Consider the following 22,234-nt stretch of genomic DNA (forward strand, 5'->3'; position numbering starts at 1 on the left):
TCTTCTCTACGCAGAGTGCCGGACCGACCTAAAGTCGACCTTGCGCACGCGAAAGCGGCCCGTGCTCGGAGCACGGGCCGCTCGGCGTCGCGGGAGGTCAGCCGCGGGCGCGCTGGTGAAACTTCCGGATCGCGAGGTACGCGGCGCCGGCGGTGATGACGACCCACCAGGCCAGCGCCAGCCAGCCGGTCGAGCCCAGCTCGGTGCCGTTCACCAGGCCGCGGATGGCGTCGATGAGCACGGTCACCGGCTGGTTGTCGACGACCACCCGCAGCACCGACGGCATCGACGCCGTGGGCACCAGCGCGCTGCTGGCGTAGGGGATGAAGACGAGGATCATGCCGAGGCCGCCCGCGCCTTCGACGGTCTTGGCGATCGACCCCAGGAGCGTGGCCAGCCAGAAGACGCCGGTCGCGAACAGCGTCAGCAGGCCGATCGCGCCGAGCCAGCCGAGCACGCCCCCGGCGGGGCGGAACCCGACGGCCAAGCCGACCGCGACCATGACCACGAACGAGAGCAGGCTGCGCAGCACGCCGGAGACGACGTGGCCGACGAGCACGGCCGGACCCGCCATGGGCATCGACCGGAACCGCTCCACGAGACCCTGGGTGAGGTCGGCGGCCACACCCACCACGGTGGACGTGGAGTTGAAGGCGATGCTGATGGCCAGCAAGCCGGGCAGCAGGTAGTCGATGTAGGCCATGCCCGGGACGTTGATCGCGCCACCGAACATGAAGCGGAACAGCAGCAGGAGCACGATCGGCAGCGAGACCGCCTGGATCAGCATCTCCGCGTTGCGCGCGATGTGCTTGACGTTGCGCCCGATCAGCACCCGGCAGTCGGACAGCGCGAGCGCGAAGGAGGATCGGCTCGGGGTTTCGGGGAGCTGCGTCCCCTCGACCTCCCTGGACAAGGTCTGGGTCATCGCTTCTCTCCCGCGGTTCCGGTAAGGGTGTGGAAAACGTCGTCCAGGGTCGGCTCGGAAAGCTCGAGCCCGGTGGTCTCGAGGCCCGCGTCGGCGACCTGGTTGAGCACCCGCCGGACCTGGCCGGGCTGGTCGATGGGGACGCTGACCGTGGCGTCGATCAGCACGCCGCCGGCGACGCCGTGCGCGCGCTCGGCCTCGGCGGCGGTGGCGAAGGTGAGCTTGAGGCGCTCGGTGCCGACCTTGCGCTTCAGCTCCGCGGCGGTGCCCTCGGCGACCACGCGGCCCTTGTCGATCACCGCGATGCGGTCGGCCAGCTGGTCGGCCTCCTCGAGGTACTGCGTGGTGAGCAGGATCGTGGTGCCGCCGTCGAGGAGCTCGCGGATCGCGTCCCACATCGCCGAGCGGCTGCGCGGGTCGAGGCCGGTGGTGGGCTCGTCGAGGAACAGCACCGGCGGCGAGGTGATCAGGCTGATCGCCAGGTCGAGCCGGCGGCGCATGCCGCCGGAGTAGGTCTTGACCTGGCGGTCGGCGGCGTCGGTCAGGTCGAACTGCGTGAGCAGCTCGGTGGCGCGGGTCTTCGCCTCGGCCGCCCCCAGGTGGAACAGGCGGGCCATCATCCGCAGGTTTTCGCGGCCGGTGAGCAGCTCGTCGACCGCGGTGTCCTGCCCGGTGAGGCCGATCTGCTCCCGCACCTTCCGCTTGGGCCCGCCGAGGTCGTGACCGTTGACCGTCACGGTGCCGCCGTCGGCGTCCAGCAGGGTGCTCAGGATCCGGACCGTCGTGGTCTTCCCGGCGCCGTTCGGGCCCAGCAGCGCGAACATCGTGCCGCGCCGGACACTGAGGTCGACGCCTTCCAGGACGTTGACGTCGCCATAGGACTTGCGCAGCCCCCGTGCTTCGATTGCGTAGCCGGTGACCATCGGTTACCTCTCCTCGTTCGGGTCAAGATCGTTGTGAAGCAGGGGAACTGTCCGTACCAGTGGGCCACGCGCCGCTCGGCGGCGGCAATAATGGCCGGGTCGGGCCGGGATAGGGGTGGCGCCGGGGCTAGTCGTCGTCCCCACCGCCGATCGCCATGCTGATCAGGGCGTCGGTGTCGAGGTCGTCGATCGTCGCCTCCTCGACGGCTTCGGCCTCTTCCGCCTCGGGCAGGCGCACGCCGGCCAGCTCCAGCAGGCCGTCCAGGAGCCCGGCGGCGCGCAGCTTCTCCAGCGGGATGCCCGCCAGCGCGTCGCGAACCCCTTGCTCGGTCACGGTTCCCGAAGAGACCACCGCCACCTCGGCCTCGGCCGGGGCCAGTTCGCCGGCCAGGTGCTCGGCGAGGATCCGCGGGGTCGGGTAGTCGAAGATCAGGCTCACCGGCAGTTTCATCCCGGTGACCAGGCTGAGCTTGTTGCGGAACCCGGTGGCGGACAACGAGTCGAAGCCGACCTCGTTGAACGAGCGGTCCGGTTCCACCGCCTCCGGCCCGGCGTGGCCGAGCAGCGCGGCGGCGTGCGTGCGCACCAGGGTCAGCACGGTCGGGACGCGCTTGGCCACCGGCAGGCCCGCCAGTTTGCGAGCCAGCGTCTCGGTGTCCTCGGCCGCGTCCTGCGCCGCGCGGCGACCGGGCGTGCCCGCCAGCCCGCGCAGCACCGCGGGCAGGTCGTCGTCTCCCGACGCGGCCAGCACGCGGGTGTCCAGCGCGATCGGCACCAGCAGCGCGTCGGCGGCGCCGGCCGTCGAGTCCAGCAGTCCCAGACCGTCCTCAGTGGACAGTGCGGTGATGCCGGTCTCGCCGATGCGGTGCGCGTCCGCGTCGTCCAGCGCCTCGCCCATGCCGCCGGCCCACAGGCCCCACGCGAGCGAGGTGCCGGCGAGCCCTTCGGCCCGGCGCCGGACGGCGAGGGCGTCGAGGAACGCGTTGGCCGCGGCGTAGCTGCCCTGCCCCGGCGCGCCGAGGACGCCGGCGGCCGAGGAGAACAGCACGAACGCGGTGAGGTCCAGCTCGCGGGTGAGCTCGTGCAGCACCAGGGCCGCGTCGGCCTTCGGCCGCAGCACGGTGTCGAGCCGGTCCGGGGTCAGTGACGTCAGGATGCCGTCGTCGAGGACGCCGGCGGCGTGCACCACGGCCCGCAGCGGCGCTTCCGCCGGGATTCCGGCGAGCAGAGCCGACACCGCGTCGCGGTCGGCCACGTCGCAGGCGGCGATGGTGACGTCGGCGTCGAGCGTGGCCAGTTCGGCCGCGCCGGGAGCGTCGGCTCCCCGCCGGCTGACCAGGAGCAGGTTCCGCACGCCGTGCTCGGTGACCAAGTGCCGTGCCACGGCCGAGCCGAGCGCGCCGGTGGCCCCGGTGACGAGCACCGTGCCTCCCGCGTCCCACACCGGGGCCGCCACCGCGTCGGCCGCCCGGGCCAGCCGCGGCACCAGCACCGCGCCCGCCCGCAGCGCCACCTGCGGCTCGTCGGAGGCCGCCACCGCGGCGAGCGTCCGGCCCGCCGGGGTGCCCGCGCCGAGGTCGACGAGGGTGATCCGGTCCGGGTGCTCGGCCTGCGCCGAGCGGACCAGGCCCGCCACCGCGGCACCGACCGGGTCGGGGTTCTCCCCCGCCTCGGCCGCCACCGCGCCGCGGGTCACGACGATCAGCGACTCCCCGGACCCGGCCAGCCACGACTGCAGCAGACCGAGCACGCGGTGCAGTTCGGCGTGGAGGTCGTCCCCGCCCGCGGCGAGCACGGCCAGGCCGGTCGCCTCCGCCGCCGAGACCGCCTTTGCGCCCAGAGCTTCGGTGAGGCCGAAGGGGTCGGAGCCCAGCACGGACCAGTCGGTGACCTCGGCGACCGCGTCGAGCTCGGCGGGTTCCCACGCGAGCCGGAACAGCGTGTCGCCGCCACCGGCCGGAGCGGCCTGGGGGACGGCGGACATCGGGCGCAGCAGCAGGGATTCCACCGACGCGACCGGGGCTCCGGCACCGTCGGCGACGTCCAGCGCGACCGCGCCGGAGCCGACCGGGCGGACGTGGACCCGCAGGGTTGTCGCCCCGACGGCGTGCAGCCGCACGCCTTCCCACGCGAACGGCAGGGCAGGCTCGTCGCCCGCCGCGCCGGAGACGCCGATGGTGTGCAGCGCGGCGTCGAGCACGGCCGGGTGGACGCCGTAGCGGTCCACATCGGACACCGAAGCCGGGAGCCGGATCTCGGCGAAGGCCTCGCCGTCGCGCTTCCAGGCCGCGACGAGCCCGCGGAACGCCGGACCGTACGCGAGCCCGTCGGCGGCCAGCTCCTCGTAGGTGCCGTCCAGGTCGACCTGCTCGGCGCCGGCGGGCGGCCAGGCCGTCAGGTCGAAGTCCGCCTTCTGCGCGGCCTTGGCGAGTTTGCCGGTGGCGTGCCGCGTCCACGCGCCGGTCGCGCCCTCGGGCCGCGAGTGGACGCTGAACCCGCGGGTGCCGTCGGCGCCGGGCGCCTCGAGGGCGAACTGGACGCGGACGCCGGTCCGCTCCGGCACGACCAGCGGGTACTCCAGGGTCAGCTCGTCGAGCCGCGGGCAGCCGGCCTCGTCCCCCGCGCGGATCGCCATCTCGACGAACCCGGTGCCGGGGAACAGGATCGCGCCGCCGACGACGTGGTCGGCCAGCCACGGGTGCGTGCCCACGGACAGCCGCCCGGTGAACAGCAGCCCGTCGGCGCCGGCCAGTTCGAGAGCCGACCCGAGCAGCGGGTGGTCGTCCTGGCTCACCGCCCCGGTGGTGCTCTCCAGCCAGAAGCGCTGCCGCTGGAACGGGTAGGTCGGCAGCGAGACCGGCCGGGCGCCGGTGGGTTCGTAGATCGCGGCCCAGTCGACGTCGACGCCGCTGACGTGCAGCTGCGCGACACCGGTCAGGGCGGCCACGGCTTCGTCGTTCTCCTTGTGCAGCATGGACGCCAGCACCTCCGGCCGTTCGTCGAAGCACGCGGCCGTCATCGCGGCGAGCGTGGTGTCCGGACCGAGCTCCAGGAACCGGTTGACGCCCTCGGCCGCGGCGCGGGTGACCGCGTCGGCGAACCGGACGCCTTCGCGCACCTGCTGGACCCAGTACTCCGGCGAGGTCAGGTCGGCGCCCTCGGCGACCGTCGAGATGACCGGGATCCGCGGCGACGCGTAGGTCAGCTTCGCGGCGATCGCGCGGAACTCCTCGAGCATCGGCTCCATCAGGCGGGAGTGGAAAGCGTGCGACACCTTCAGCTGCTTGGTGCGCTCGAACTTCGCCGCCACCGCGGCCACGGCGTCGGCCGCTCCCGAGATCACGACCGAGTTCGGCCCGTTGACCGCAGCGATGTCGACGCTGTCGTCGCGAACTTCCTCCGGCGTCGCTTCGATCGCCACCATCGCGCCGCCGGTCGGCAGCGCCTGCATCAGCGCACCCCGGGCGACCACCAGTTCGGCCGCGTCCGCCAGGGAGAACACGCCCGCGCAGTGAGCCGCGGCGATCTCGCCGATCGAGTGGCCGAGCAGGGCGTCCGGCTTGACGCCCCATGACCGCACCAAGCGGAACAGCGCGACTTCCAGCGCGAACAGCGCGGGCTGGGTGTACCGGGTCTCGTCCAGCTCGTCGGTGACCGAGCGGATCGGGCGGTCCAGGTGCCGGTCGAGTTCCGCGCAGACCTCGTCGTACGCGGCCGCGAAGGCCGGGAATTGCTCGGCGAGCCGGGTCCCCATGCCGACGCGCTGCGCGCCCTGGCCGGCGAACAGGAACGCCGTGCGCCCGCTCGCGGTCGCGATGCCGCTGACGACCCCGCGCGCCTCCTCTTCGTCGACCAGCGCCGCGAGACCGCGGACGAACTGCGGCGACCGCTGCCCGATCACCACCGCCCGCCGGTCGAACGCGCTGCGCGTAGTGGCCAGCGAAAACCCGATGTCGGCGAGGCTGCCGTCCGGCTCTTCGTCCACATAGGACATCAGCTGCTCGGCCTGGGCCCGCATCGCGGCGGCACCGCGGCCGGACACCGGCCAGGCGACCGGGCCTTCGTGGTCGTGGCCGCCGGTGACTTCCCGGCGATCGCCTTCTTCGAGGATCACGTGGGCGTTGGTGCCGCTGACCCCGAACGACGAGACGCCGGCCCGGCGGATGTGCCCGTTGGGTAGCCACTTCACCGGCTCCACCAGCGCCCGGACCGCGCCGGACGACCAGTCGATCTCGGTCGACGGGCGGCCGACGTGCAGCGTCGCGGGCAGCTCACCCTGACGCATCGCCAGCACCATCTTGATCACCCCGGCCGCGCCGGCCGCGGCCTGCGTGTGGCCGAGGTTCGACTTGACCGAGCCGATCCACAGCGGGCGGTCGGCCGAGGTCTCCTTGCCGTAGGTGGCCAGCAGCGCCTGGACCTCGATCGGGTCGCCCAGCTTCGTGCCGGTGCCGTGCGCCTCGACGGCGTCGACGTCGGCCGCGGTGATGCCGGCGTCGGCCAGCGCCGCCCGGATCACGCGCTGCTGCGCGGGACCGTTGGGCGCGGTGAGGCCGTTGGACGTGCCGTCCTGGTTGACCGCGCTGCCCTTGAGCACCGCGAGCACCGGGTGGCCGAGGCGGCGGGCCTCGGACAGCCGCTCCAGCACGACCACGCCGACACCCTCGGACCAGGTGGTGCCGTCGGCGTCGTCGGAGAAGACCTTGCAGTGGCCGTCGGCGGCCAGGCCCTTCTGGCGGCTGAACTCGACGAACGTCTCCGGCGTCGCCATCACGGTCACCCCGCCGGCCAGGGCCAGGGTGCAGTCGCCGCCGCGCAGGGCCTGGGCGGCCATGTGCATCGCGACCAGCGAAGACGAGCACGCCGTGTCGACGCTGACCGCCGGGCCCTCCAGGCCGAGGGTGTAGGACACCCGGCCGGTGACGATCGAGCCGGCGCTGGTGGCGCCCACGTAGTCGTGGTACTGGACGCCCGCGTAGACGCCGGTCGGGCTGCCCTTGAGCGAGGACGGGTCGATGCCCGCGCGCTCCAGGGCCTCCCAGCACGCCTCCAGCAGCAGCCGCTGCTGCGGGTCGATGGCCGGGGCTTCCTTCGGCGAGACACCGAAGAACGTGGCGTCGAAGTCGCCGGCGTCGTGGACGAACCCGCCGCGGGCGACGTAGGTGGTGCCGGGACGGCGGCCGGTCGGGTCGAGCAGGCCGTCGACGTCCCAGCCGCGGTCGGCGGGGAAGTCGCCGATCGCGTCGCGGCCGTTGGCGACCAGTTCCCACAGCTGCTCCGGCGAGGTGACCCCGCCGGGCAGCCGGCAGGCCATGCCGACGATCGCGATGGGCTCGTCGTGAGCCACCGAAGACCCCACAGCCGTGGCGACGACCTGGTCCGGCCCGCCGGTCAGCTCGGTGAGCAGGTGCGTGGCCAGGGCCGACGGCGTCGGGTGGTCGAAGATCAGGGTCGCGGGCAGCCGCTGCCCGGTCGCCGCGGTGAGGCCGTTGCGCAGTTCGATCGCGGTGAGCGAGTCGAAGCCGAGCGACTGGAACTGCGCGGCCGGCTCGATCTCGTGCGCGCCGCCGTAGCCGAGCACGGTCGCGGCGTGGCCGCGGACCAGCTCGAGCACGGCATCGGCCCGGTCCGCTTCCGGCAGCGCACGGACGCGGGCCGCGAAGGAGTCTTCCGGTGCGGTCGCCGTGGCCGCCACCCGCCGGGTGGGCCGGCCGGTCAGCTCCTCCAGGGTCTTCGGGATCCGGTCCAGCTTCCGCAGCGCGGGCAGGTCGAGCTTCACCGGCGCGACGGCGGCTTGCCGGGACGCCAGAGCGCGGTCGAAGAGATCTAGTGCGTCCGAAGTGGACAGAGGCACGATGCCGCTCGTGCCCAAGCGGGCAACCTCGGCGTCGGTCAGGGTGCCGCCCATGCCGCCGACCTCGCCCCACAGGCCCCAGGCCAGCGACTGCGCGGGGAGACCCTGGGCGACGCGGTGGCTCGCGAGCGCGTCGAGGAACGCGTTGGCGGCGGCGTACCCGCCCTGGCCCGGTGCGCCGAGCACGCCGGAAACCGAGGAGAACAACACGAACGCCGAGAGCGCGGTGTCGCGGGTCAGCTCGTGCAGGTTCAGCGCGCCGTCGACCTTCGGCCGCAGCACCGTGTCGAGGCGCTCGGGCGTCAATGCGGTGATGACGCCGTCATCGAGGACGCCGGCGGCGTGCACCACGGACGTGAGCGGGTGCTCGGCGGGGATCGCGGCCAGCACCCGGGCCAGCGCGGCGCGGTCGGCGACGTCGCACTGCGCGAGGTCGACGTGGGCGTCCAGCTCGGCGGCCAGGCTCTCCAGCTCGGGCGTGCTCCGGCGGCTGACCAGCAGAAAGCGCCGGACGTCGTAGTGTCCGGCCAGGTGCCGGACGAGCTCGCCCCCGATCGCGCCGGACGCGCCGGTGACCAGCACGGTGCCGCCCGGGTGGAAGTACGCCGGTTCGGCCGCCGCCGCGGTGCGGACGAGCCGCGGGACGAGGACCGTGCCGAAGCGGACGGCGGCCTGGGGTTCCCCGGTGGCGAGGACCTGCGGCAGGACCGCGTCGACCTCGGCCTCGGCGTCGAGGTCCAGCAGCACCAACGAGTCGGGGTTCTCCTCCTGCGCCGAGCGCACGAGACCCCAGGCCGCGGCCGCGGCAAGGTCGGTGACGCCGCCGGCCGCCGCGACGGCACCCCGGGTGACGACGACCAGGCGCGCGTCCTCCGGGTGCTCCGCGGCGAGCCAGTTCTGCAGCGCCTCGAGCGTGCGGTGGGTCAGCTCATGGATCTCGGGACCCGCGCAGTCGAAGATCTCGACGGTCGACACGTCCACAGTGGACTCCGCGGGGATCCGCTGCCACTCGAGGCGGTAGAGCGGTGCCTCCGCCGCGACCGGCGTGGTGAACGCGCGGAACACCGTCTCCGCGACGGTGGCGACGGGCGCCCCCGTGGTGTCGGCGAGGTCCAGGGCGAAGCCGTCCTCGGTGGTCGGGGTGAACCGCACCCGCAGCGCCGAGGCGCCGGTGGCGTGCAGTTCGACGCCGGTCCAGCAGAACGGGACGCGGCCGACTCCGCCATCTCCCCCGCCCGCGACGCGCAGGGCGTGCGTGCAGGCGTCGAGCGCGGCCGGGTGGAGGCCGAAGCGTTCGGCGTCGCTGTCTTCGGGCAGGGCGACCTCGGCGAAGACCTCGCGGCCACGCTTGAAGACCGCTTTCAACGAGCGGAACAGCGGACCGTAGGTGAGGCCGGTGTCGGCGAAGTCGTCGTAGATGCCGTCGATGGCGACCGGCTCGGCGCCCGAAGGCGGCCACTCGGTCAGTGCGGTGCCGCGGTGGGACTGCGGCGCGACCGTGCCGCCGGCGTGCAAGACCCACGCCTCGCCGGAGTCCTCCGGACGCGAGTGGATCTGGACGGCGCGGACGCCGTTCTCGTCCGCGGCCCCGACCGTCACCTGCACCTGGACGCCCGTGCGGTCCGGGACGACGAGGGGGCTGCCGAGCGTGAGCTCCTCGATGCGGCCGCAGCCGACCTGGTCGCCGGCGCGGATCGCCAGCTCCAGGAAAGCCGTGCCGGGCACGGTGGCGACGTCACCCAGGCGGTGCCCGTCGAGCCACGCGTGGGTCTCGAGGGACAGACGGCCGGTGAGCACGACGCCGTCGGTGTCGGCGAGCGCGATGGCCGCGCCGAGCAGCGGGTGCCCGGCGGAGGTGAGGCCCGCGGCGGTCACCTCGTCGCGGTTGGCGCGGGCGTCGAGCCAGTAGCGCTTGCGCTGGAAGGCGTACGGCGGCAGGTCGGCGCGCCGGGCGCCGCGGCCCTCGAACACCGCGGCCCAGTCCGGGGCCAGTCCGCTGACGTACAGCTCGGCCAGCGCGGTGAGCGCGGCCCGCGGCTCGGGACGGTCCTTGCGCAGGACCGGCACGACCACGGCGTCCAGGCTTTGGCGGGCGAGTGCGGACAGCACACCGTCCGGCCCGACCTCGACGAACCGCGAGACGCCCTGGGCGCCGAGCGCGGTGAGCCCGTCGTGGAACCGGACGGCCGCGCGGACGTGCGAGACCCAGTACTCCGGCGTGGCGACCTCTCCCCCGGCCAGTGCGCCGGAGACGTTGGAGACCAGCGGGATCGTGGGCTCGGAGTAGGTGAGCGTGCGAGCGACCTCGCCGAACTCGGCCAGCATCGGCTCCATCAGCGGCGAGTGGAAGGCGTGCGACACCTTGAGCTTCGACGACTTGCGGCCGTCGAACTCGGCGACCACGGCGGCGACGGCGTCTTCGGTACCGGACAGCACGACGGAGTCCGGCCCGTTGATCGCGGCGATGCTCACGTCCGCGGTCAGGTGCGGGGTGACCTCGTCCTCGGTCGCCTGCAGCGCGACCATCGCGCCTCCGGTGGGAAGCGCCTGCATGAGCTTGGCGCGGGCGGCGACCAGCGTGCAGGCGTCGGCCAGCGACAGCACCCCGGCGACGTGCGCGGCGGCCAGTTCGCCGACCGAGTGGCCGAGCAGGAAGTCGGGCTTGATCCCCCACGAGGACAGCAGCCGGAACAGCGCGACCTCGATGGCGAACAGCGCGGGCTGGGTGTAGCCGGTCTGGTTGATCAGGCGCGGCTTGTCGAAGACGACCGTCTTCAGTGGACGGTCGAGGTGCTGGTCCAGCTCCGCGCAGACCTCGTCCAGCGCGGCGGCGAACACCGGGAACGCGGCGGCCAGCTCGCGGCCCATGCCGGTGCGCTGGGCGCCCTGGCCGGAGAACAGGAACGCGGTCTGCCCTTCGACCAGCTCGCCGGCTTCCACGGCCGCAAGACCCGCCTTGCCGTCGAAAACCACCGCACGGTGGCTCAGCGGCGAGCGTGTCGTCGCCAATGAGAACCCGATGTCGAGTGCCGATGCGTCCACATCGGACAGCCGGGCTGCCTGAGCCTTCAGAGCGGCGGCACCGTGCCCGGACAGGGGCCACGGGATCGGCACTTCGGCGGGCCAGCTCGGCGTCGTCTCCTCGACCTCGACGGGCGGCGCCTCTTCGACGATCACGTGCGCGTTGGTGCCGCTGACGCCGAACGACGAGATCCCGGCGCGACGCGGCTTCTCGCCTGCGGGCCACGAACGTTCCTCGGTCAGCAGCTCAACGTTGCCGGACGTCCAGTCGACCTCGGTGGTCGGCTCGGTGACGTGCAGGGTCTTCGGCAGGAGACCGTTCTGGAGCGCCTGCACCATCTTGATCACGCCGCCGACCCCGGCCGCGCCCTGGGCGTGGCCGATGTTCGACTTGATCGACCCGAGCCACAGCGGGCGGTCGCGGTCCTGGCCGTAGGTGGCGAGCAGGGCCTGTGCCTCGATCGGGTCGCCGAGCGTGGTGCCCGTGCCGTGGCCTTCGACGGCGTCCACATCGGACGCCGACAGCTGCGCGTTCGCCAGGGCCTGCCGGATCACGCGCTGCTGCGAAGGACCGTTGGGCGCGGTGAGACCGTTGGACGCGCCGTCGGAGTTGACCGCGGAACCGCGGACGACGGCGAGGACCGGGTGGCCGTTGCGGCGCGCGTCGGACAGGCGTTCCAGCAGGAGCGTGCCCGCGCCCTCGGCCCAGCCGGTGCCGTCGGCGCTGTCGGAGAACGGCTTGCAGCGGCCGTCCGCGGCGAGCCCGCGCTGGCGGCTGAAGGCGACGAACGGGCCGGGCCGCGACATCACCATGACGCCGCCGGCCAGCGCCAATGCGCAGTCGCGCTGCCGCAGTGCCTGCACGGCCAGGTGCAGCGCGACCAGCGAAGACGAGCAGGCCGTGTCGATCGTGATGGCCGGGCCTTCCAGGCCCAGCGCGTAGGCGATCCGGCCGGAGATGACCGAGCCGGCGTTGCCGGTGCTCAGGTAGTCCTGCACCTCACCGGCGAGCACCGACGGCGGCAGCTCGTCGTAGTAGTCCTGGTCGCCGCTGCCGAGAAAGACGCCGACCTGCTGCTTCGCCAGCGAATGCGGGGCGATGCCGCCGCGTTCGAAGGTCTCCCACGCCAGCTCCAGCACGAGCCGCTGCTGCGGGTCCATGGCGAGCGCCTCGCGCGGCGAGACGCCGAAGAAGGGCGCGTCGAACTGGGCGACGTCGTGGATGAAGCCGCCCTCGCTCACGTAGCTCGTGCCGGGGCTGTCGGGGTCGGCGTCGAACATGGAGTCCAGGCCCCACCCGCGATCGGTGGGGAACGGGCCGATGGCGTCGCGGCCCTCGGCGACCAGGTCCCAGAGGTCGTCCGGGGACCGGACGTCGCCCGGGTACCGGCAGCCCATCGCGACGATGGCGATCGGCTCGGCGTCCGCGGCTTCGACCTCGCGCAGCCGCTCCCGCGTCTCCTGCAGGGTGGCGGTCACCCGCTTCAGGTAGTCGACCAGCTTGCTTTCGTCAGTCATCGTGGGGATACCTCTCAGGCGCCGAGCTCGTTGTCGATGAGGGCGAACAGCTCATCCGTGGTCGCGGTCTCCAGCACGTCGGTGGACTTGGTGCCGGACAGGGTCTTGTGCAGGGTGGTGACCATCGCCTGCAGCCGGGCGACGATCCGGGACCGGTCGATCTCGGCGGCGTCCAGTCCGGCCGCGACCGCTTCGAGGCGGTCCAGCTCCACTTCGAGGGGGACGGCTGCTTCGCCGCCACCGAGCTGCGTCCACAGGTGCTCGGCCAGCGCCTGCGGGTTGACGTGGTCGAAGGCGACGGTCGCCGGGAGCTTCAGCCCGGTGGCGGCGCCGAGCCGGTTGCGCAGGTCGACCGCGGTCACCGAGTCGAAACCGAGCTCTTTGAACGCGCGGGCCGGTTCGACCGCCGAGCCGCCGTCGTAGCCGGCGACCACGGCGACCTGGCCGCGGACCAGCTCCAGCAGCGTCCGCTGCTGTTCGGCGGGGGTGAGCGCGGCCAGTTTCGCTTTGAGCTCACCGGTGTTCCCGGCGGCTTCGGTCTTGTCCTCGGCGACTTCCGGCAGCGCGCGCAGCAGGGGCCGCGGGCGGGCGAGCTGGTAGACGGGGGCGAACGCCGCCCAGTCGATGTCCGCGACGACCAGCTGCGTCTCGTCGTGGTCCAGGGCCTGGCCCAGTGCTTCGACGGCGAGTTCCGGCGCCATCTCGGCGAGGCCCATGCGGCGCAGCAGGTCGCTCGCCTCGGCGTCGACCATGCCGCCGCCACCCCAGGAGCCCCAGGCGATCGCGGTCGCGGTGCGGCCCGCGGCCCGGCGGCGCCGGGCGAGGGCGTCGAGGTAGGCGTTGCCCGCGGCGTAGGCGGGCTGGCCCGAGGTGCCCCACACGGCGGCACCGGAGGACATCAGCACGAACGCGTCCAGCTCGGTGTCGCCGAGCAGCTCGTCGAGCAGCGCGGCGCCGGTGACTTTGGCGCGGGTGGCCGCGGCGAACTCCGCGGGGGTGACGTCGGCCAGCGGCGACTCCGCGGTGAGGACCCCGGCGGCGTGCACGACGGCGGTCGGCGGGTGCTCGGCCAGCAGCGCCTTCAGTTGCTCCTTGTCGGAGACGTCGCAGGCGGCGACGGTGACCCCCAGCTCGTCGACCAGCTCACGCGCGCCGTCGGCATCGAGCCCGCGGCGGCTGGTGAGCACGATCTTCTCGGCGCCGCGGCCGGCCAGCCACCGGGCGACGTGCGCGCCGACCGCGCCCGTGCCGCCGGTGACCAGGACCGTCCCGCGCGGCTTCCACTCGTCCGCGGTGCCGGTCAGCGGGGCGCGGACCATGCGCCGGGCAAATACCCCGGACGGCCGGATCGCGACCTGGTCCTCACTGTCCACCCCGGACACCACGGCGGCCAGGCGGGCGGCGTCGGCGGGGCCGTCGACGTCGACCAGGCCACCCCAGGTGGCGGGCAGGTCGAGCGCGGCGACCGTGCCGAGGCCCCACACCGCCGCGGCGGCCGGGTCGGCGTCGGAGAAGGCGTCCACCGCGACCGCGCCGCGGGTGACGACCCAGGTGGGAGCGTCGACGCCGGTGTCGCGCAGCGCCTGCAGCAGCGCGATGGTGGCGGCGACCGCGGTGCTGAGCGCGGGGTGTTCCGGGTGTTCGCGGGTGTCGAGGGCGAGCAGCGACAGGACGCCGTCGAACGGCCGCAGCGCCGTGGCTTCGGTGACCAGCTCGGCCAGGGCTTCGCGATCGGCCGTCGCGATGACGCGCACGACGTCGCCCTGCTCGGCGAGCGCGTCGGCCAGCTCGGCAGCCGCGGGGATGTCCGCGGGCACGACGACCAGCCAGGTGCCGGCCAGTCCGCCCGTGACACTCACCGGCGCCCACGAGACCTTGTAGCGCCAGGATTCCACTGTGGACAGCTCGGTGCGGCGGCCGTGCCACGCGGCCAGGGCCGGGACGATCTCACCCAGGGGCGCGGCTTCGACGCCGAGCCTTGAAGCCAGCGCGTCGACGTCCCCGCTCGTGACGTCCTGCCAGAAGTCCTGGTCGGCGACGGCTGCGGGCACGGCCTGGGCGGCGGTCTCCTCCTCGAGCCAGAAGCGCTTGTGCTGGAAGGGATAGGTCGGCAGGTCGGTGATCCGGCCGCCGGGCACCAGCGAGGCCCAGTCCGCCGCGCCGCCGCGAACCGAGTGCTCGGCCAGCGAGGTCGCGAACCGCGTCAGGCCGCCTTCGTCGCGGCGCAGGGTGCCGGTGACGGAACCGCTGTGCCCGCCTTCGTCGAGGGTCTCCTGGATGCTCATGGCGAGCACCGGGTGCGGGCTGACCTCGATGAACCGCGTGTAACCCGCCTCGGCGAGCTTCGCGACGACCGGGGCGAACCGGACCGTGGTGCGAAGATTCGTGAACCAGTACTTGGCGTCCACAGTGGACCCGAGCTCTTCGGTCACCGTGGACGTCATCGCGACGCTGCCGGCGCCGGGGGTGATCGGGCCGAGATCCTCCAGGAGGCGGTCGGCGAGGTGCTCGACGTGCGCGGAGTGCGACGCGTAGTCCACCGGGACGCGCTTGGCGCGGAAGCCTTCGGCGACGAGCTGGTCACGCAACTGGTCGAGGGCGTCGCCGTCCCCGGACAGCACGGCCGAGGTGGCGCCGTTGTCGGCGGCCAGGGAGATCCGGCCGTCCCAGGTGTCGAGCCGCTTCCGCAGTTCGGCGGCGGGGAGGCCGGCGGCCAGCATGCCGCCGCCGCGGCCGCCGAGGACGTCCCCGATCGCACTGCTGCGCAACGCGACCACGCGGGCGCCGTCCTGGAGGGACAGTGCGCCCGAGACGCTCGCGGCGGCGATCTCGCCCTGCGAGTGGCCGATCACCATGTCCGGTTCCACGCCGTGCGCACGCCACAGCGCGGCCAGCGAGACCATGACGGCCCACAGCATCGGCTGGACGACGTCGACGCGGTCGGCCGGCGGGGTGCCGGGCTCACCGCGCAGCACGGCGAGGACCGACCAGCCGGTGAACTCCCGCAGCGCCTCGTCGCATTCGGTCATCCGCGCGGCGAAGACCGGCGACTGCTCGATGAGGTCGATCGCCATGCCGGTCCACTGGGAACCCTGGCCGGGGAAGACGAACACGGTCTTGCCGCGGACGTCGGCGGTCCCGGTGACGATGTCGGGCCGCGAACCACCCGCGGCCAGCGTCTCCAGGGCCTGCTTGGCGTCGGTCGACAGCACGACCGCGCGGTGGTCGAGCCGCGCGCGACCGGTGGCGAGGGTGTGGGCGACGTCGACGAGGTCGTCGTCCACTTGGGACGCGAGCCGCGCGGCGGCTTCGGCGAGCGCGGCCGGAGTCTTGGCCGACAGGACCAGCGGGCAGACCGCGGGCTTCGGCGGCTCGACGACGTCTTCGGCCGGTGCCTGCTCCAGGATGACGTGCGCGTTGGTGCCGCTGACGCCGAACGACGACACGGCGGCCCGGCGCGGCCGGTTCACCTCCGGCCAGTCGCGCGGCTCGGTGAGCAGCTCGACCGCGCCGGCGGTCCAGTCGACGTGCGTCGACGGCGTGCCGACGTGCAGGGTGCGCGGCGCCTTGCCGTGCCGCAGCGCCTGCACCACCTTGATCACGCCCGCGACACCGGCCGCGGCCTGCGGGTGGCCCATGTTGGACTTGATCGAGCCGAGCAGCAGCGGTGCACCGGTGGTGCGCTGCCCGTAGGTCTCCATCAGCGACTGCGCTTCGATCGGGTCGCCGAGCGCGGTGCCGGTGCCGTGCGCCTCGACGAGGTCCACATCGGACCGTGACAGCCCGGCGTCGGCCAGCGCGGCCTCGATCACGCGGACCTGCGACGGGCCGTTGGGCGCGGAGAAGCCGTTGCTGGCGCCGTCCTGGTTGATCGCGGAGCCGCGCAGCAGCGCGAGGACGCGGTGGCCGTTGCGGCGCGCGTCGGACAGCCGTTCCAGCACGAGGACGCCGACACCCTCGGCCCACGACGTCCCGTCGGCGTCGTCCGAAAAGGACCGGCTGCGGCCGTCGGCGGAGAGCCCGCGCCGGCCGCTGAAGTCGACGAACATCTCCGGGGTGCCCATCACGGCGACGCCGCCGGCCAGCGCGAGGGTGCAGTCGCCGTCCCGCAGGCCCTGGGCGGCCATGTGCAGCGCGACCAGCGAAGACGAGCACGCGGTGTCCACCGACACGGACGGGCCTTCGAGGCCGAGGGTGTAGGAGACCTGGCCGGAGACGAGGCTGCCGTCGGGGCTGCCGCCGCTGTAGTCGTGGTACATGACGCCGGCGTACACACCGGTCGGGCTGCCCTTGAGCGCCTGCGGGTCTAGCCCGGCGCGTTCGAAGGCCTCCCACGAGGCCTCCAGGAGGATCCGCTGCTGCGGGTCGGCGCGGCGGGCGTCGCGCGGGCTGATGCCGAAGAACTCGGCGTCGAAGCCCGGAGCGTCGTAGAGGAACCCGCCGTGGCGCGTGTAGGTCTTGCCGGGCCGGTCGGGGGTGGGGTCGTAGATGCCCTCGAGGTCCCACCCGCGGTCGGCGGGGAACTCCCCGATGACGTCCCGGCCCTGGTCGACCAGGTCCCACAGGTCGTCCGGCGAGCGGACGTCCCCGGGGTAGCGGCAGCTCATGCCGATGATGGCGATGGGTTCGGCGTTCTTGGCTTCCAGCTCCTGCACCCGGCGCCGGGTCGCCTGCAGATCCGCCGTCGCGCGCTTCAGGTAGTCGCGGAGCTTGTCCTCGTTGCTCATGAAATACCCAATTCTGTGTCCAGCACGGCGAAGAGCTCGTCGTCGGTGGCTTCGTCCAGGTCGGCCGCCTCGGGGGCGCCCGTGTTCGCCTCGGTCCACTTGCGGGACAGCGCCTCGAGGCGGGCGGTGACCTTCGCCGTCGAGTCGTTGAGCGATCCCGCGCCGGCCAGGAGCGCTTCCAGGCGGTCGATCTCGGCCAGCAGCGAGTCCGCCGCGCCGCGGGCCGGGCCCAGCAGGGCGTGCAGCCGGGCGGCCAGGGCCGCCGGGGTCGGGTGGTCGAACACGATCGTCGCGGTCAGCTTCAGGCCGGTCAGGGCGCCGAGCTGGTTGCGCAGCTCCACCGACGTCAGGGAGTCGAACCCCATCTCCTGGAACGCTCGCCCCGGCTCGACGAACCCCAGCCCCAGCACGGCTTTGACCTGGCCGGACACGACTTCCAGCAGGTACGCCTCGCGCTCAGGCTCCGGCAGTGCCGCGAGCCGGGCCGTGACGGCGCCGTCGTTCTTAGCCGTCGTGCGGCGGGTGGCCGTGGGCCGGACCATGCCGCGCAGGACCGGCGGGAGCGAGTCCGCGCGCGACCGCAGGGCCGCGATGTCGAGCTTCACCGGCGCGAGGACGGCGTCCTCGGCGACGAGGCAGGCGTCGAACAGGGCGAGCGCGTCGGCGGTGGCCATCGGCGGGGTGCCGAGGCGGCGCAGGCGGCGGAAGTCGGCCTCGCCGAGTTCGCCGGCCATGCCGCCGTCTTCGGCCCACGCACCCCAATCGAGGGCCGTCGCCGGCAGGCCGTGGACGTGGCGGTGGCGGGCCAGTTCGTCGAGGAACGCGTTCGCCGCGGCGTACCCGGCCTGCCCGGCGGCCAGCACCGTGCTCGCGGCCGAGGAAAACAGGATGAACGCGTCGAGGTCCTTCGTGAGTTCATGGAGGTGCCAGGCGCCGTCGACCTTCGGGGCGAAGACGCGGTCGAGTTCGTCCGCGGTGAGGTTCTCGACGCGGCCCGCGGACGGAACTCCGGCCGCGTGCACCACCGCGGTCAGCTCGACGCCGTCGAGCAAGGCCGCGACGGACGCGCGGTCGGTGACGTCACAGCTCGCGATCGCGACCTCGGCACCCAGAGCCTTCAGCTCGTCACGCAAGTCCGCAGCGCCGGGCGCGTCCGCGCCGCGGCGGCTGGTGAGCAGGAGGTGCCGGACGCCGTGGTTCGTCACCAGGTGCTTCGCGACGACGGCACCGAGCCCGCCGGTGCCGCCGGTGATCAGGACCGTGCGGTCGAGGTTCCAGCCCAGGTCGCCCGACGGCGTCGCCGCGACGAACCGGGGGACGTACGCCTTTCCGTCGCGGACGGCCACCTCCGGCTCGCCGGACGCCAGCGCGGTTTCGACGTCTCCGTCCACGAGGACGAACCGGCCCGGGTTCTCGGCCTCGGCCGCCCGGACCAGGCCCCACACCGTCGCGAGGGCCGGGTCGACGTCCTCGCCGGCGACCGACACCGCGCCGCGCGTGACGACGGCCAAGCGATCCTCGGAGTCCCGGATGGCGTCGAGGACCTGCCGGGTGGCCGCGCGGGCCCGCTCGGGGATCGTACCGTCCGCTGTGGACACTTCGAGGACCCGCGCGGTGATCGCCGAGCCGTCGGAGACCGGTTCCCAGGCCGTGCGGAACAACGTGTTCGGGGTCAGCCGGTCGAGGGAGATCGGCCGGGCGGCCAGGGAATCCACCGTCAGGACCGGGAGTCCGCCGTCGTCGGCGATCCGCAGCGTGATGGTCTCCGGCCCGGTCGGCGACACGTGGACGCGCAGCGCGGAGGTACCCGCGGCGTGCCAGGTGGTGCCGCTGAAGGCGAACGGCAGCATCGGCTTCGTTTCGCCGTCCTCCGGGACCGGGCCGAGCAGCTGGGCGTGCAGGGCGGCGTCGAGCAGGGCCGGGTGCAGGCCGTAGTCGCGGGCGTCGGCCAGGGCGACCTCGGCGTAGACGTCGTCGCCGTGGCGCCACATCTTGCCCAGCCCCTGGAACGCGGGGCCGTAGTCGTAGCCAAGGTCCGCGAGCTGCGCGTAGGGGTCGTCCAGGGCGACCTCGGTGGCGCCCGCGGGCGGCCACTCGGTGAGGTCGAACGACGGCTCGGCCGCTTCGGCGGTCACGAAGCCTTCGGCGTGGAGCGTCCAGGCGTCCTCGCCATCGAGTCGCGAGTGGACGGTGACCCGACGGCGTCCGTCCTCCTCGGGGCCGAGGGACACCTGCAGCGCGGCGCCCTTGCTCAGGGCGAGCGGAGCCTGCAGCGTCAGCTCTTCGATGCCGGCGTAGCCGACCTCGTCGGCGGCGGCCCGCGCCAGCTCGACGAACGCCGTGCCCGGCAGCAGGATCGTGCCGAGCACCACGTGGTCGGCGATCCACGGCACGGTGTCCGCCGAGAGCCGCCCGGTCAGCACGACCGTGTCCGACTCGGGCACGCGGACGACGGCGCTGAGCATCGGGTGCGCGGCGGGCTGCTGGCCGTGGTCGGCGGCATCGCCGGTCGCGGTGGTGGCCGGCAGCCAGTAGCGGGTGCGGCGGAAGGCGTAGGTCGGCACCTCGACGCGGCGGGCGCCGGCGTAGAACGCTTGCCAGTCCACGGGAATCCCGCGGGCGTGCAGGGTGGCGACCGCGGTGACGACCGCGTGGGCTTCGTCGCGGTCCTTGCGCAGGGCCGGGACGAAGGCGAGCGATTCGTCGTCGAAGGCGGTGCTCGCGGCGGCGGTCAGCACCGGCGCCGGACCGATCTCGACGAACGTCCGGACGCCTTCGGCGGCGAGCGCGCGCAGGCCGTCGTCGAACCGGACGGTCGCGCGGACCTGCTCCACCCAGTACTCCGGCGAAGCCAGGTCGGCCCCGGCGGCCACCGTGGAGACGATCGGGATTTCGGGCTTCGCGTAGGTGAGCTTCTCCGCCACGACCGCGAACTCGTCGAGCATCGGTTCCATCAGCGGCGAGTGGAACGCGTGCGAAACGCGCAGTTCCTTGGGCCGCTCGAAGTGCGCGACGACGGCGGCGACCTCGTCTTCGGCGCCCGAGACCACCAGGGAGCGCGGGCCGTTGATCGCGGCGATGCTCACCCCGGCGGTCAGCAGCGGGGTCACGTCGGCCTCGGCGGCCGGGATCGTGACCATCGCCCCTCCGCCCGGCAGCGCCTGCATGAGCCGGGCGCGGGCCGCGACGAGCGTGCAGGCGTCGTCGAGCGAGAGGATCCCGGCGACGTGGGCCGCGGCCAGCTCGCCGACCGAGTGGCCCAGCAGGTAGTCGGGTTTCAAGCCCCACGACGACAGCAGCCGGTAGAGCGCGACCTCGAACGCGAACAGCGCGGGCTGGGTGAAACCGGTCTGTGCCAAGGATTCGGCGTCGTCGAAGACCGACCGGTCGAGGTCGAGCCGGGAGCAGCTGGCGTCAAGGGCTTCGGCGAACACCGGGTACTTCGCGGCGACAGCCTGGCCCATGCCGGCGCGCTGGGCGCCCTGGCCGGTGAACAGGAAGGCCGTCCGGCCGGTGCCCCGGCGGTCGCGGACCACGTTCGGCGCGTCCTCGCCCGCGGCGAGCGCCGTCAGCCCGGCGCGCAGCTCGGCGGCGTCGGCTCCGACGACGACGGCGCGGTGGTCCAGCGCCGAGCGGGTCGTGGCCAGCGAGTAGCCGACGTCCGCGAGGTCGCCGACGTGGTCCACGAGCTGCCGAGCCTGCGCGGCGACGGCGTCCGCGGAGTCCGCCGAAACCGGCCACGCGACGACCGGGACCTCGGCTCCCGAGGGTTTCTCGGCGACGGGTTCGGCCTGCTCGATGATCACGTGGGCGTTGGTGCCGCTGATGCCGAACGACGACACCGCGCCGCGGCGGGGCCGGTCGGCCTCGGGCCACTCGCGGGCCTCGGTGAGCAGCTCCACCGCGCCGGCGGACCAGTCGACGTGCGGTGACGGCTCGTCGACGTGCAGGGTCTTCGGGAGCACGCCGTGCCGGATGGCCTGGACGACCTTGATCACGCCGCCGACGCCGGCGGCCGCCTGGGTGTGGCCGATGTTGGACTTGAGGGAGCCGAGCCACAGCGGCCGGTCCGCGGGGCGGTCCTGGCCGTAGGTGGCCAGCAGGGCCTGCGCCTCGATCGGGTCGCCGAGCTTCGTGCCGGTGCCGTGGCCTTCGACGAGGTCGACGTCCGTTGTGGACAGTCCGGCGGTGGCGAGGGCTTGGCGGATCACGCGCTGCTGCGCCGGTCCATTGGGGACGGTCAGGCCACTGGACGCGCCGTCGGAGTTGACCGCGCTGCCGCGGACGACGGCGAGAATGTCGTGGCCCAGGCGCTGGGCGTCGGAAAGCCGCTCGACGACGAGCACGCCGACACCTTCGCCCCAGCCCGTGCCGTCGGCACCTGCGGCGAAGGCCTTGCAGCGGCCGTCGTCGGACAGGCCGCGCTGCTCGGTGAAGTAGACGAAGGTCTCGGGGGTCGCCATCACCGTGACGCCGCCGACGAGGGCCAGCGAGCAGTCGCCGCGGCGCAGCGCCTGCGTGGCCCAGTGCAGGGCGACCAGGGAGGACGAGCAGGCGGTGTCGACCGAGACGGCGGGGCCTTCCAGCCCGAGCGCGTAGGCGACCCGGCCGGAGACGACGCTGCCGGCGGCCGCGTGGCCGAGGTAGTCGTGGTACATCACGCCGGCGAAGACGCCGGTGCTGCTGCCGCGCAGGGATTCCGGGACGATGCCCGCGCGCTCCAGCGCGGTCCACGACGTCTCGAGCAGCAGCCGCTGCTGGGCGTCCATGGTGAGCGCTTCGCGAGGCGAGATCCCGAAGAATTCGGGGTCGAATTCCGCGGCGTCACGCAGGAAGCCGCCCTCGCGGGTGTTCGTGGTGCCGGGCCGCTCCCCCGCCGGGTCGTAGAGGCGGTCGAGGGGCCAGCCGCGGTCGGCCGGGAACGCGCCGATGGCGTCGGTCCCGGTGCCGACCAGCTCCCAGAGGTCGTCGGGGCTCGCGACTCCGCCGGGAAAGCGGCAGTCCATGCCGACGATCGCGATCGGCTCGCTGTCGCGCCGCCGGACCTCGTGCAAAGCACCCTTGGCCTCGCGCAGGTCGGCCGTCGCGCGCTTGAGGTAGTCGAGCAGTTTCCGCTCGTTCTCGGCGCTCACGCCATTACCCCCTGGAAAATGGCAGGAAGAACGGTATTCACGTAATCGACCACCTAACCGCGAATGGGGTGGAAGGTGCCACGCCGAAAACGCTACCGAGGGACTTTGTGCCGCCCCACCCCTAACAGCCCCAC

The 22,234-nt window shown here is 73.5% G+C and carries 5 protein-coding genes; all 5 read right to left on the reverse strand.

Annotated features, from left to right (window positions below):
• Nucleotides 1–97: 97 nt before the first annotated feature.
• Nucleotides 98–925, reverse strand: a complete 828-nt coding sequence (locus tag AB0M83_RS10370) for an ABC transporter permease (protein WP_364515355.1) — start codon at nucleotides 923–925, stop codon at nucleotides 98–100.
• Entirely contained in the window at nucleotides 922–1,848 is a 927-nt protein-coding gene (locus AB0M83_RS10375) for an ATP-binding cassette domain-containing protein (protein WP_364515358.1), read from the reverse strand. Before AB0M83_RS10375 ends, AB0M83_RS10370 begins: the two co-directional genes overlap by 4 nt.
• A gap of 127 nt (nucleotides 1,849–1,975) precedes the next feature.
• Nucleotides 1,976–12,241, reverse strand: coding sequence for a type I polyketide synthase (locus AB0M83_RS10380; RefSeq protein WP_364515360.1), 10,266 nt, complete (start codon nucleotides 12,239–12,241; stop codon nucleotides 1,976–1,978).
• A gap of 14 nt (nucleotides 12,242–12,255) precedes the next feature.
• Nucleotides 12,256–16,968, reverse strand: coding sequence for a type I polyketide synthase (locus AB0M83_RS10385; protein ID WP_364515362.1), 4,713 nt, complete (start codon nucleotides 16,966–16,968; stop codon nucleotides 12,256–12,258).
• Nucleotides 16,965–22,100, reverse strand: a complete 5,136-nt coding sequence (locus AB0M83_RS10390) for an SDR family NAD(P)-dependent oxidoreductase (protein ID WP_364515364.1) — start codon at nucleotides 22,098–22,100, stop codon at nucleotides 16,965–16,967. Before AB0M83_RS10390 ends, AB0M83_RS10385 begins: the two co-directional genes overlap by 4 nt.
• Nucleotides 22,101–22,234 lie beyond the last annotated feature (134 nt).

This window comes from Amycolatopsis sp. NPDC051106, from assembly GCF_040682775.1.
Lineage (GTDB): Bacteria > Actinomycetota > Actinomycetes > Mycobacteriales > Pseudonocardiaceae > Amycolatopsis.

Excerpts from the sequence above, each read along its gene's own strand:
- AB0M83_RS10370 (WP_364515355.1), bottom strand. The coding sequence starts at position 925 with ATGACCCAGACCTTGTCCAGGGAGGTCGAGGGGACGCAGCTCCCCGAA.
- AB0M83_RS10375 (WP_364515358.1), bottom strand. The coding sequence starts at position 1,848 with ATGGTCACCGGCTACGCAATCGAAGCACGGGGGCTGCGCAAGTCCTAT.
- AB0M83_RS10380 (WP_364515360.1), bottom strand. The coding sequence starts at position 12,241 with ATGACTGACGAAAGCAAGCTGGTCGACTACCTGAAGCGGGTGACCGCC.
- AB0M83_RS10385 (WP_364515362.1), bottom strand. The coding sequence starts at position 16,968 with ATGAGCAACGAGGACAAGCTCCGCGACTACCTGAAGCGCGCGACGGCG.